The sequence below is a fragment of the Sphingobium sp. LB126 genome, assembly GCF_002795205.1.
Lineage (GTDB): Bacteria > Pseudomonadota > Alphaproteobacteria > Sphingomonadales > Sphingomonadaceae > Sphingobium > Sphingobium chungbukense.
The window spans coordinates 294,284-307,055 of record NZ_NETV01000002.1; the positions used below are offsets into that span (position 1 = coordinate 294,284).

A 12,772-nucleotide genomic window follows, 5' to 3' on the forward strand; every position below is an offset into this window, starting at 1 on the left:
AGCGTGGCGGCGGCGGCGGAACCTTTGCCGCAACGTTGGGGAGAAGATGATGACCGAAGAGGATATTGTCGTCGAACGGTTTGCGGGCGGCGAGGGGATCGTGCTGGTGACGCTCAATCGCCCGGCGCGGCTGAACGCCTTGCTTCGGGAGACGGTCGCGCGCTTCAATGGGCTGCTGGACGAGCTGGCGGCCGATCCCTCCTGCCGGGCTGTCATCATCACCGGCGCCGGGCGCGGATTCTGCTCCGGGCAGGACCTCGCGGCATCCAACCAGCGCAACCAGGCTGGCAACAGCGGCGTGGTCGAGAAGCTGCACTGGCAACAGCAGTTCGCCGGCATGGGCGGGCGCATCCGGTCCATGCCGAAATTGGTGGTGGCGGCCGTCAATGGGCCTGCGGTCGGCGCTGGCATGGCAATCGCGCTCAGCGCCGATGTGCGGATCGCGACGCCAGCCGCGAAATTTCTGGTGGCGGCGGTGCGAATCGGGCTGACCGGCGGCGAGAGCGGCATTTCCTATCTGCTGCCGCGCATGATCGGCGCGGCGCGCGCCTTCGACATATTGTTGACCGGCCGCGCGATCGAGGCGGAGGAAGCCGAGCGCATCGGTCTCGTGCACTCGCTGTCCGATCCGCAATCGCTGATCGACGACGCCGTCGCCTATGCGCGCTCCGTATTGGCGAACAGTCCCTATTCGGTCGCCCATACCAAGGCGTTGATGTGGGCCAATCTGGACGCCAACAGCTATGACGCCGCGATCCAGGCGGAGAACCGTACGCAGATATTGGGCACGATGACCGAGGATTATAGCGAGGCGACCGCCGCTTTCATGGACAAGCGGTCACCGCGCTTTTTGGGCCGGTAGGCTGAAGCACCCCCCACGGCCCGAAGGCGGTGACGAGGTGCTTTCCCGATTTCAGTCGACGATCCGCTTGACCGCGCGGTTGCGGTCGAGCGCCGGGTCGAGATAGCGGCCCACCGCATAATCGCCCATGATCGTGGTGCGGCGGGCGCTGCGCGACACATCCAGCGGCACGCCCTCGGCATGATGGATCATCCGCCAATTGTCCCACACCAGCATGTCGTTCTTCTGCCAGTCGTGGAAATAGGCATGGCGCTCATCGGTCAGATGTGCCGCCAGTTCGGCCAGCAATGCATCGCTTTCCGCGCGGTCCATGTCCAGAATATACTGTGCCTGTAGTGGCGAGATCTTCAGTGCCTTGCGGCCGGTCTCCCGCTGGGTGATGACCATCGGGTGGACGACGGGCGGGAAGTCGTACTTCACCCCGCCCGAAGGCGTCTCGCGAGGCAAGGCTTTCAGATCGGCGGGCACACCATATCGGCATTGCAGGAAGTCCGTCACGAAATGATAGACGACCTCCATGCCGTCGATCTTCTCCTTCATCTGGGGCGACAGCCGTTCATAGGCCTCGATCGCATCGATGAACCCGGTCCGGCCAAGCTGCGTTGCCGGTTGCTCCATACGAAGCACCGCGCCGCGCACGATGGTCGGCATGAAGCTCTGGTCCCAGTGCCAGGGAATATAGCCTGCCCGGTCATGGCCGCCGAAATGATAATCGGTCTGGAACCGGGGTTTGTCGTCCGTCGGGTCATATTTCAGCGTCATCATGAACTGGTTGTTGGGATCGTTCATGTCCGCCGTGGCCGCCGGCTCCATCTCGCCAAACAGGCGGCTCAGCCGCATTTGCGCTTCGTCATCGGCATGGGGATCGCGGAACAGCAGCAGCCCGGCCTCGATCCATATGTCGCGAATGGCGTCGGCGGTGGCATCGTCCAGCGGGCGCGAGAGATCGGCGCCGATGATCTCCGCGCCGAAACCGGGGCTGAGCGAGCGGACTTTCAATCCCGCCTTCTCCCGAACCTCATGATCTTTCAGCATCACTCTCTCCTTGAACATGCGGTCGGGCCATGACGGCGGACCAATGGGGCCATGCTAAACCTTATCCATTATCTCCATAATCGGGCAAATTTCAAAAAAACCATTCAGGATCATTGAACAATGATCTTGAATGCACTTCCGGCAACTCATCAGAAATCTGATGACATCGCCCGGAACATGCCCATACCGGCGCCTATTCCTTCGGCCATGCTATAAGGGCCGTCAAGACGGGGGTCGCGGACGGCAGCCTCGTGTCGGACGATATCCCCAAGAAGGAATGGAAAAGAATGAACAGTTTCACCGCGACCCCGTGGCCCAAGGACCGCATCATGCCGGCCCGTTCGTGGGAGAGGCCCGCCGGCATGCGCGTTATTTCCAGCGACGATCACCTGATGGAAGAGCCGGGTCTGTGGGAAAGCCGGCTCAAGGGCGCGGACAAGGATCGCGCGCCCCGCTATTGGAAGGACGAAACCGGTTTCCACCTTGAGGTGGACGGTCAGAATTACGACGTTCCCGGCCTGCCGCCGACCTTCCCCGAAGGGCGCGAAGGCTATTGGGATGTCCAGCAGCGCCTGGCCGACATGGATGCGGAGGGTATCGATGCCGCGATCATCTATCATGGCCGTTTGAACAGCCTGATTCGCATGGCGGACAAGGATTTCTGGTTCCGCTGCGTCGACGTCTGCAACGAATGGGCCGCCGAATGGAAGGAGGCGGCGCCCGACCGGCTGTTCCCCGTCGCGCTGCTGCCCACCTTCCTGTGGCCGGAACGGACGAAGGATTATCTCCAGAAGCTGAAGCAGCTCGGCTACAAGGCGATCGACATTCCCGTCAATCCGAAGGGCGTGCGTTACAACAGCAAGGACATGGACCCGCTCTGGGAAGCGATCCAGGAAAGCGGCTTTCCCGTCTCCTTCCATATCGGCGCCTACCTGCAATATAGCGGCCGGGGCTCATTGGGCGCGAACCTGAATGCCAATCTGATGCCGTTCACCGGCCTGTTCGGGCAGCTTGTCTTCTCGGGCGTGTTCGACCGCTTCCCTGGCCTTCGCGTGGTGTTCACGGAGGGCGGCGCGAGCTGGGTGCCCGGCACGCTGGAAAATGCCGACAAGGTCGCGCGCGACTATGCGAGCGAATTGCGGCCGAAGCTGGCGCAGAAGCCGAGCTGGTACTGGCACAATCACTGCTACACCACCTTCATGGAAGATGATGTGGCGATGGAGAATATCGCGCGCATCGGCGACGGACGGGTGATGTGGTCGACCGACTATCCGCATCCCGAAGGCGTGATGGGCAACAGCGACGCCATCATGAAGCGCATCTTCGACACGGTCGGCGAGACGTCCGCACGCAAGGTGCTGGGCGAAACGGCAGCCCAGGTCTGGGGTATCTGATCGGGGCGGCCCGGTCGTGGGGTGGCGGCCGGGCGAGGGGGTAAGGGAAGGGGGAGCGGACCGGCGGTTCGCTCCCCCTTTTTTCATTGTTCGTCGGCGGATGCGGGCCTGGTTCGTTCAGGCGGGCGTCCCGTTGCCCCATGTCATCGCGCCCATGGCCTTGCGCTGTTGCAGCGTCTCCGTCTCGATCGCCAGCGCATCGGCCAGCGTGCCTTCCGTTCCGCGATCGACGACGCTCTTGGACATGCGGATGAGACCGGGATCGTGCGCGGCGATCGCTGCGGCAATTTCCATGGCTCTCGGCAGCAGTTCCTCAGCCCGCAGAAGCTCGTTCACCAGGCCCACGCGCAAAGCGGTGGCGGCATCGATCGGCTGGCAGCTCAATATCATCTGGCGGGCGAAGCGAGCGCCCACGGCGCGGGGCAGGCGCGCGCCCATGCCGCTACCTGAAAGTGCGCCGATTTTCGCATGGGTATCGGCAAATCGGGCATTTTCGCTGGCCAGGATGAAGTCGCAACCCAGCGCCAGTTCAAGGCCGCCGGTATAGGCGGCACCGCCGACGGCGGCGATCATGGGCTTGCCGAGATGCGGAACACGCTGGATCAGGGCCGTCACGCTGTGGCGCGGCGCATCGGGGGCCGAGAAGGTCTTGAGGTCCAGTCCGGCGCAGAAGGCCGGCGGTGCGCCCGTCAACACGCCCACCCGCCAGCGGTCGTCGCGGGTGAAGGCGTCGAAGGCGTCGTTCATGGCGTCGAGCAGGGCGAGATCGATCGCATTGCGCTGTGCCGGGCGGTTCATCGTCAGCAGCAATATGCCTTCGCCGGCTTCCTCGGCGAGCAGTATGTCGTTCATATCCGGCTCTCGAAAAAGGCGATGACATCGCGGGCGAATGCCTGGGGTTCCTCCATCGCCGCGAAATGCCCGCCCGCGTCCATCTTCGTCATCCGCACCACATTATATTGGCGTTCGGCCAGCGCGCGGCTGGGCATGGGATAAAATTCGCCGGGGAAATGGGCGAGCGCGGTGGGAACCGGCACCGGGCCAGCCGCCAACGTGTCGCCATTCAGGCCGTAATACATCCAGATCGACGACATGACAGTGTCGGTGACCAGATAGGACATGAGATTGGTGATCAGATGATCCTTGTCGAACCGGCTCTCTATATCGCCCTTGGTGTCGCCCCATCGCCAGAATTTCTCGACCACCCAGGCCGCCCAGCCGACCGGATTGTCGTGCAGCGCAAGGCCGATCGTCTGCGGTTTGGTGGCCTGTTCGTGATGATAGCCGCTTTCCACCTCCATCACCGCGCGGACCTGCGCCCAATAGTCGAGCAGTTCCGCGTCCGCATGGGCATCCGGCGGCGGCGCCATGAAGAAATTGAGATGGATCGCCGCCACGACATCGGCATGGCTGATGCCCAATTGCGTCGTCACCGCCGATCCCCAGTCGCCCCCCTGCGCGAAGAAGCGCGGATAGCCCAGCACGTCCACCATCAAGACGCGCCACAAGGCGGCGACGCGGGCCGGGCCGATCGGCCGCGGCGGACGGCCCGACCAGCCATAGCCGGGCAGCGATGGGACGACGACGGAAAATCCCGCCTCCACCAGCAGCGGGATCGCCTTCTGGAACTCCACCACCGATCCCGGCCATCCATGCGTCAGCAGGATCGGCGGCTTGTGCGGATCGCTGCCCCGCACATGATGGAAATGAATGGGGATGCCGTCGATCTCCGCCATGAACTGAGGCCAGCGGTTGAGCTTCTCCTCCTCCCGGCGCCAGTCATATGTGGTGCGCCAATAATCGACCAGCTCGGCCAGATAGCGCGCATCCATGCCGTATTTCCACTGGTCGGGATCGTCGGGCATATAGCCGATGCGACTGTCCGCCAGCCTATGTTGGATACGATCGAGCACGGGCTGCGGCACGTCGATGCGGAAGGGGGTAGGGGTCAAAGGGCCTCTCCTCAATGATCCGCCGATTCATAATCGCTCTGTTCCGCGCCCGAATATCCACGGATGGATACATCACAGTCATGATCGGATTCCCGCTGGTCATGACGGGGGAAAAGGCGGGTGGTACGATAACGTATCCTGTATGGAACCGAACGAAGAAGGGGACGCCAGTGGGCATCGTCATACGCTATCCACGCATCGATTTTTCGAAGGTGCGCGCGCATTGGGCGCACAATATCGCCTTCGCCCAGTTCCAGAACGCGACCTCGATCATTCCTGCGCCGGTCGAACCCTGGCTGATCAAGGTGCTGAACATCGCGATGGAACGGCTGCCCGCCGGTTCGGAGCAACTGCGGGAGGACATGGCCGCCTTCGTCGGCCAGGAATCGCAGCATTACCGCCAGCATCAGAAGTTCAACAAGGTGATCGCGGCGCAGGGCTATCCCCGGCTGGCCGAGTTCGAGAAGAAGCTGGCCGACGATCTGGACGCGTTCCTGAAGAACCGCTCGCTCAAATTCATGCTGGCCTATGCCGATGGCTTCGAATCACTGGGCGCGGTGCAGGGCGGCATCTGGTTCGAGCGGATGGATGCGCTGATCGAAGGCGCCGACGCCAATGCCGTGGCGTTCTGGAAATGGCATATGGCCGAAGAGTTCGAGCATCGGGAGGTCTGCTTCCAGATCTATCACCGGATTTACAGTCGCGGCCTGTGGGGCAAGATCTGGAACGGCTATTTCTACCGCGTCTATGGCTGCCTCTACGCCATGGTTCATTTGCGGGGTTTCATGGACCGCATGTTCTCCTACCTGATCGAGCAGGACAAGAAGAGCATGACGCCCGCCGAACAAGCCGCACTCGATCGCGACATCAAGGCGCTCAACAATTTTCAGCTCAGGGTCTTTTTCCCGCAACTGCTCAAGAATTTGCTGCCCTGGTACGATCCGGGGAAAAAGCCGACCCCTCCCGGGCTGTTCGATTTTCTCCGCCAGTTCGAAAAATCGGGACCGGCGGAGACCTGAGGGACAGGCCCTACGCCGCCGGTTGAGGCGCGCTGGCGCGGTCGAGCAGGGCGAGATGCTCGTCCGACAGGACAATATCCGCCGCATCGAGCAGATCGTCGAGCTGGGCGATGCTGGTCGCGCTGACGATCGGCGCGGTGACGCCCGGCTGCGCGATCAGCCAGGCGATGGCGACCTTTGCCGGGGTTGCGCCGGTCCGCGCCGCCACCTCGTCCAGCGCGTCGAGGATGGCGAGCCCGCGCGGCGTCAGATAATGGGCGACCATCCCGCCGCGCATGCGGCCCTCCAGATCGGCCTGCGAGCGATATTTGCCGGACAGGAATCCGCTGGCCAGGCCGAAATAGGGCACCACGCCCATGCCATGGCGCTGGACGATCGGCAGCAGCACGCTTTCGAACGGTTCCCGATCATGCAGATTATAGCCGGGTTGCAGTACCTCATAGCGCGCAAGGCCCTGGTCGCGCGACACGGTCAGCGCTTCTTCCAGCAGCGGCACCGGATAATGGGATGCGCCCAATATCCGCACCTTGCCGCTCTTCACCAGCCGGTCGAACGCGTGCATCGTTTCCTCCTGCGGCGTGTCCGGGTCGGCGATATGCGCGAAATAGACGTCGATATGGTCGGTCTGGAGACGGCGAAGGCTGTCCTCCACCGCTGCCTCGATATTGGCCGCCGAAAGCCCGCGCCGCGCCTGCCATTCGCCTACCTTGGTGGAAATGGCAAGCGCGTCGCGGCGGCCGGTCTTTGCGATCCAGCGCCCGATGATCTCCTCCGACAGCGCGCCGTTGGGACCGGGCTTTCCGGTCATGCTGTGATGCGGATAGCAATCGGCGGTATCGACCGCGTTGAAGCCGCGTTCGACGAAGCGGTCCAAGAGGCGGTGGGCGTCGGCCTCGTTGCAGTTGAGGCCAAAGATGTTCGTGCCCAGCATGATGGGCGCGATGGAAATGTCCGTCGACAAGGGGCGGCGTTGCATCGTCAATTCCTCTCATTGTCTTCTTGGGCACCGATGTCGATCATGTCGGCATGGCGTCGCGCCCAATCGGTGAAACTCGTGGGTTCTATGCCCCAGTCCAACATTTCCTCGGGCCGCGCGGGATAGTTGACGATGTTCATCCACTCCTGCGTGCGAACCCAGCCGTCATGCTGGCCACGGGCAATCAAGGCGTCGGCGTTCCAGCTTTCAGAGACGAGCTTCCGTCCCTTGACCGTGGCCAGCACGCCGGCGATTTCCGGCAAGGTCAGCAGGTCGCCCGCCAATTCGATGATCTGCCCGGCAAAGGCAGGCGGCGCCTCGAACGCGGCGCAGGCCATGCGCGCAATATCATCGGCGGCGATCAGCACCATCGGCGTTTCGGGCGCAAGGGCGGTGCGGATCGCGCCCTGCGCCAGATCGGGGAACATCCACGCCGCCTTCGGCATGGCGAAATTGTCCATCATGAAGGCGGGGCGCAAAATGGTGTGAACGGAAAAGCCCGCATCGCCCACAATGGCTTCCGCGTCTGCCTTGCTCTCCCAATAATTGCGTTCCCAGCGGCCCTCCGCCCAACCTTCCATGCTGCGGAACGCGCCGCTGTTGGACACGGAGCTATGCACGACATGGCGGACATTCTCGGTGCGCGCCGCATCGATCAGCGCACGTGCCTGCATCCGTTCGCCGTCGCGCTCGGCGCCGGGAGCGGTCTGGACGGAGAAAAGGGCATCCACACCGGAAAGGGCGGTCCGCAGCGAGGCGCTATCCTCAAAGCGGCCGACCGCCAGCATCGCACCCGCCTGCTCCAGCGTGCGAGCGGAGGCCGCATGGGGATCGCGCACCAACGCCCGTACCGGCTTGCCTCGCGCCAGCAGCGCCCGCGCCACGGCGCCGCCCTGCGTGCCGGTCGCGCCTGTCACCAGGATGGTCACATCCTTCTCCTCTCAAGGGTCGCCGGAGGGATCGGGCGCCGCGCCGCCACGTTTTCTTCCCGGTCACGCGTCTTTATACAATTCCTTCAGCGCGAACTTGATCACCTTGCCGGTCGAATTCATCGGCAGCGCATCCAGGAAGGTGACGCCGCGGGGAATCTTGTAATTGGCGAGATTGGCCTTCGCCCAGCCGATCACTTCCTCCGCCGTGACGGAGGAACCGGCGGCCCGGACGATGAAGGCATGGCCCACTTCGCCCAGCCGCTGGTCGGGCACGCCGATGATGGCGGACTGGTGGATGCCGGGCAGGCCCGTCATCTGCTTCTCGATCTCCGCCGGATAGACGTTGAAGCCGCCGACGATATACATGTCCTTCAGCCGGTCGGTGAGCTTCAGATACCCGTCCGCATCCAGACAGCCGACATCGCCCGAATGCAGCCAGCCATCGGCGTCGAGCGTGGCGCGGGTCGCCTCCGGATTGTCGAGATATTCGATCAGCAGCTTGTCGTCGCGGATCAGCACTTCGCCCGGCTCGCCCACGGCAAGGGAATGGCCGTCGGGTCCGGCGATGCGGATTTCCGTGCCGGGGATCGCCGTGCCGACCGTATAGGCGATGCGCTCCATCGGATCGCCCGGCCGGGTGTGCGTGGCGGAGCCGCAGCATTCGGTCATGCCATAGCCGGTGCTGATCTCCTGGATCGGCGTTTCGGCCTGGAGCCGCTTCATCAGTTCGATCGGCACGACGGTCGATCCCGTCGACATGAAGCGCCAGCTCGAAATGTCCCAGTCGCGCCAGTTGGGAAAGGCCAGCATTTCCTGGAACACGGTCGGCGGGGCGGGCATCACGGTGATGCGGTTCTTCGCCACCAGGTCGAGCACGCTCGCAGGATCATAGGCTTCGGGCCAATAGAGCGTGCTGCCCGCGATCAGCGAGGCGACCCAGCCCGCCTTGTAGGATGCGTTGTGCGAGAAGGGGCCGAAGGCGGCATAGCGATCGTCCGCCGTCTGGCGCGCAATGTCGACCCATGCCTGACCGCCGCCCAGCGACCGGCGATGATCGAACAGCGCGCCCTTGGGCGCTCCGGTCGTGCCGGACGTGAACATGAGGTCGGCCAGCGTGTCGGGCTTCACCATCGCCTCGCGCTCGGCAAGCTGCGCGTCGCTGCTGTTTGCGGCCAGCGCGACGAAATCCTCGAAGCGGATTTCGCCTTCGCCCAGTTCCTGCGGTTCTGCGCGCAACACGATGCGGCGGCGCAGGCCGGGCATCGCCTCGTCCTTCAGCATGGCCGGATAATAGCGGCCCAGGAAGCTGCCGATGGAAAACAGGCGGACGATCTGTCCCCGACGCACGATGTCCGACACCTCGCCGCCCTTGAGCCGGGTGTTGAGCGGCACCATCACGCCGGCGGCGCGCTGGATGCCGATGGCGATCGCCACCCATTCCCACATATTGGGCGCCCAGATGGCGGCCCGGTCGCCCGGCCGGGCGCCGTCCGCGATCAGGGCCTTGGCGACAAGATCGGCCTGGCGGTCGAGTTCGCGATAGCTGATCGCCCCGTCAGTCTGCGAAACCAGGGCCGGGCGGTCTCCGTGGCGCGCGGCAGCGCTGCGCATGAGGGCGGGAATAGTCGTCGTCATGATCGCCTTTTCATCAGGTTTCTGTTGCCGATGCCGTGTTGCAGCATGGCCTGGACTTGCCGTCGAAGGAAGGATGCGCGCGGCATAAACGTGGTTGTGATGGCTGACTTCATCGATCCAGATGGCGCAGGAAATCGCCGCGCGCCGACCACACCATCCAGGCGGCGAGCGGCCCGGCGGTCAGCAATCCCGTAATGATCGCCCAGCCAAGCTTCATGGGATCGCCATAGACATAATCCGTCAGGAAACCGATCAGCATGGGTCCAAATGCGTAACCGCACAGATTGGACGCCAATACCATCAGCGCAGCGAAACGGCCGCGCATCTCGATGGGCGCGATCATCTGCACGGCCGCCATGGTCGGCCCATAGCTGGACCCCATGGTCATCATCATCAGCGTGATCGCGCCGAACAGCAGGGCGAAATTGCCGATCGCGAAGGCCAGCGCGAGGATCGGGGGAATGACGATGCAGAAGCCGCACAGCAGCCGCAGCGCCATGTCGCGGGTGCCGCGCGCGAAGCGATGATCGATCAGCACGCCGAGCGAGAGCCCGCCGACGATACCGCCCAATGCCACCGCAACCGACATCATCGTTCCGACATCCGCCGCGCTCGCGCCCAGCACGCGGCGGGCATAGGTCGGCGTCCACACCATCGTCCCCTGGATGGCGACCGCCATCACCGCCGATCCCAGGATCAGCCCCAGCATCAGGCGCGGGTGCGCGGCGATATAGCGGAAGAAGGCGCCCCAGCTTGCCGCATGCCGGTCGGGCGGGGGTTGGCTGCGTCGTTTCGGCTCGCGAAAGGCGAAGGCGAGGAAGGCGACCGCCACGCCGGGCAGGCCCGTCACCACCAGTACTTGTCGCCAGGGGGCAAGCCCCGCAAGCGGACCGCCGAGCGGCTCCGTGCTGAACAGTGCCAGCAGATTGCCGCCCAGCGCATAGGATAGCGATATGCCGATGACGCCGGACACGGAAAGACAGGCGATCGGCGTCGTCAGCCGATGCCGTGGGAAGATGGAGGAGAGGAGCGATTGCCCCGCCGGGGATACCGCCGCCTCGCCCGCGCCCACCAGCAGGCGGCCGGCAAAGAGCTGCGTATAGCTGCGCGCCAGCCCCGTCCCCGCCGCCGCCAGCGACCAGACAACGATGCCGGTGAACATGATCGCGCGCCGCGAATAACGGTCCACCATGCCGCCGATCACCAGCCCCATCAGCCCATAGAAGAGCGCGAAGGACAGGCCCTGGACCAGGCTGATCTGGAAATCGTTGAGGCCAAGGTCCGCCCGCATCTCCGGGATCAGCACCGATATGACCTGCCGGTCGATCATCGACACGATCTGGAAGATCATGAGGATGAAGACGGTCCACCAGGCGCTGGCCGGACCATAATTGTCCGGCCAGTCGCCCGCATGGACATGGCCGTCCGGCAGGACCTGCGTGGCCAAGGGTCAGCCCTTCAGATGGGCAGGCAGATCCTGCATGAAGACGGCCTTGATCTCGGTGAAGCCGTGCAGGCCTTCCTCACCGCCCTCTCGGCCGACGCCCGACTGCTTGAAGCCGCCATAGGGAATGGTATAGTCGATGACGCGGCCATTATGGCCGAAATTGCCGGTGCGGATGCGCCGGGCGACCTTGTAGGCGCGCTCGACATCCTGCGTGAACACGCCGCCCGACAGGCCGTAGATATTGTCGTTGGCGATGGCGATCGCCTCTTCCTCGCTGCCATAGGCGATGATCGTGCCGACGGGTCCGAAAATCTCCTCGCGGGCGATGGTCATGTCGTTGCTGGCGTCGGTGAACAGGGTCGGCTCCACGAACCAGCCCTTGTCGAGATGCGCGGGGCGGTTGCCGCCGGTGACGATGCGGGCGCCCTGCGCCTTGCCCTGCTGGATATAGTCGAAGACGCGGCCGTGCTGGCGCTGGGTGACGAGCGGGCCCATCTGCGTGGTTTCGGCGAAAGGATCGCCCACCTGCACATATTGCATGGCGGCGGCGATCGCCTCCTCCACCGCGCCTTTCAGCGAGGCAGGAACCAATATGCGGCTGAAGGCGGCGCATTGCTGGCCGCACAGCCCGACCAGGTTCGGCATGATGCCTTCCACGACCTTGCCGATATCGGCATCGTCCAGGATGATGGCGGCGGACTTGCCGCCCAGTTCCGTCGTGATGCGTCCCGACCGGCCGCTGACGACGGAGGCGATGTGCAGGCCGGCAGCGGTCGAGCCGGTGAAGCTGACCTTGTCCACCCCTGCATGACGGATCAGATAGTCGGACACGTCGCGATCCGCCGTCAGGACGGAAAAGACGCCCTCGGGCACGCCCGCCGCCGCGATGCATTCAGCCAGGATCAGCGCTTCCAGCGGCGTTTCGGGGGAAGGCTTGGCGATGATCGTGCAGCCCGCCGCCAGCGCGAAGGCGACCTTCAAGGAGAGCGTGGCGAGCGGCGCGTTCCACGGCACCACCGCGGCGACGACGCCCACAGGCTCGCGCACGACGATGGCATGCCCGCCGGCCAGGGCGGGACGCACCTCCTCAAACCCCTTTTCGGCAAGCTCCGCGGCATAGGTGTAATAACCGCCCATGAAGGGCGCGGTCATCGACGATTGCGAATAGGGCATGCCCACCTGCATCGACCAGGCGCGGGCGAAATCGTCGTTGCGCTTGGCCATTTCCTCAGCGATGCGGCGCAGATAGACGGCGCGCTCCGGCCCGGTCATGCGGGGCCAGGGGCCGTTGTCGAAGGCATTGCGCGCCGCTGCGATGGCGCGGTCCATGTCGGCGGTGGTCGCCTTGGCGACGCGGCCCACTTTCTCCTCGGTGGCGGGCGAGATGATCTCGATACCGTCCGATCCGGAAGAAGGGGACCAGTCGCCGCCGATGAACAGCTTTTCGGGGCTCGCGAGATTGAGAAGCGTATCGGTCATGCGCGATTTTCCTTCTGGATTCGGCAAAAGAGTAAGGACGT

At 64.2% G+C, this 12,772-nt stretch carries 11 protein-coding genes; 3 read left to right on the top strand and 8 right to left on the bottom strand.

The features are described 5' to 3' along the window. Nucleotides 1–49 precede the first annotated feature (49 nt). Nucleotides 50–862, top strand: a complete 813-nt coding sequence (locus CAF53_RS17585; RefSeq protein WP_100239537.1) for an enoyl-CoA hydratase-related protein — start codon at nt 50–52, stop codon at nt 860–862. Nucleotides 863–913: 51 nt separating this feature from the next. On the opposite strand, the gene CAF53_RS17590 is transcribed toward CAF53_RS17585, so the two are convergent. Further along, a complete protein-coding gene (locus tag CAF53_RS17590; protein ID WP_100239035.1) occupies nt 914–1,897 on the bottom strand; it encodes a TauD/TfdA family dioxygenase in 984 nt (327 codons plus the stop codon). 287 nt (nt 1,898–2,184) lie between these two features. On the opposite strand from CAF53_RS17590, the gene CAF53_RS17595 reads away from it, so the two are divergent. Then, on the top strand, nt 2,185–3,291 hold the full coding sequence (locus CAF53_RS17595) for an amidohydrolase family protein (protein ID WP_100239036.1): 1,107 nt from the start codon (nt 2,185–2,187) through the stop codon (nt 3,289–3,291). Nucleotides 3,292–3,408: 117 nt separating this feature from the next. Here the strand turns inward: CAF53_RS17595 and CAF53_RS17600 are convergent, their stop codons facing one another. Next, complete coding sequence (locus CAF53_RS17600) at nt 3,409–4,143, bottom strand: enoyl-CoA hydratase-related protein (protein ID WP_100239037.1); 735 nt, start codon at nt 4,141–4,143, stop codon at nt 3,409–3,411. Beyond that, nucleotides 4,140–5,243, bottom strand: coding sequence for an epoxide hydrolase family protein (locus CAF53_RS17605; protein WP_046763855.1), 1,104 nt, complete (start codon nt 5,241–5,243; stop codon nt 4,140–4,142). The genes CAF53_RS17600 and CAF53_RS17605 overlap by 4 nt, the downstream gene beginning before the upstream one ends. Nucleotides 5,244–5,413: 170 nt before the next feature. Here CAF53_RS17605 and CAF53_RS17610 point away from each other — a divergent pair, with 170 nt between their 5' ends. Continuing rightward, a complete protein-coding gene (locus CAF53_RS17610) occupies nt 5,414–6,262 on the top strand; it encodes a metal-dependent hydrolase (protein ID WP_157801287.1) in 849 nt (282 codons plus the stop codon). 10 nt (nt 6,263–6,272) lie between these two features. Here the strand turns inward: CAF53_RS17610 and CAF53_RS17615 are convergent, their stop codons facing one another. From CAF53_RS17615 to CAF53_RS17635, 5 genes are all read right to left on the bottom strand, one after another. Further along, nucleotides 6,273–7,238, bottom strand: a complete 966-nt coding sequence (locus CAF53_RS17615; protein WP_046763856.1) for an aldo/keto reductase — start codon at nt 7,236–7,238, stop codon at nt 6,273–6,275. A gap of 2 nt (nt 7,239–7,240) precedes the next feature. Then, complete coding sequence (locus tag CAF53_RS17620; protein ID WP_100239039.1) at nt 7,241–8,167, bottom strand: NmrA family NAD(P)-binding protein; 927 nt, start codon at nt 8,165–8,167, stop codon at nt 7,241–7,243. A 63-nt stretch (nt 8,168–8,230) separates the two neighbouring features. Further along, nucleotides 8,231–9,805 (bottom strand): AMP-binding protein, encoded by a 1,575-nt coding sequence (locus tag CAF53_RS17625; protein WP_100239040.1) that lies wholly within the window; start codon nt 9,803–9,805, stop codon nt 8,231–8,233. A 109-nt stretch (nt 9,806–9,914) separates the two neighbouring features. Continuing rightward, the gene (locus CAF53_RS17630) at nt 9,915–11,252 is read right to left on the bottom strand and encodes an MFS transporter (protein ID WP_242443505.1); all 1,338 of its coding nucleotides are present in this window, start codon (nt 11,250–11,252) and stop codon (nt 9,915–9,917) included. 3 nt (nt 11,253–11,255) lie between these two features. Then, entirely contained in the window at nt 11,256–12,731 is a 1,476-nt protein-coding gene (locus CAF53_RS17635) for an aldehyde dehydrogenase (protein ID WP_100239041.1), read from the bottom strand. Between the last annotated feature and the right edge of the window lie 41 nt (nt 12,732–12,772).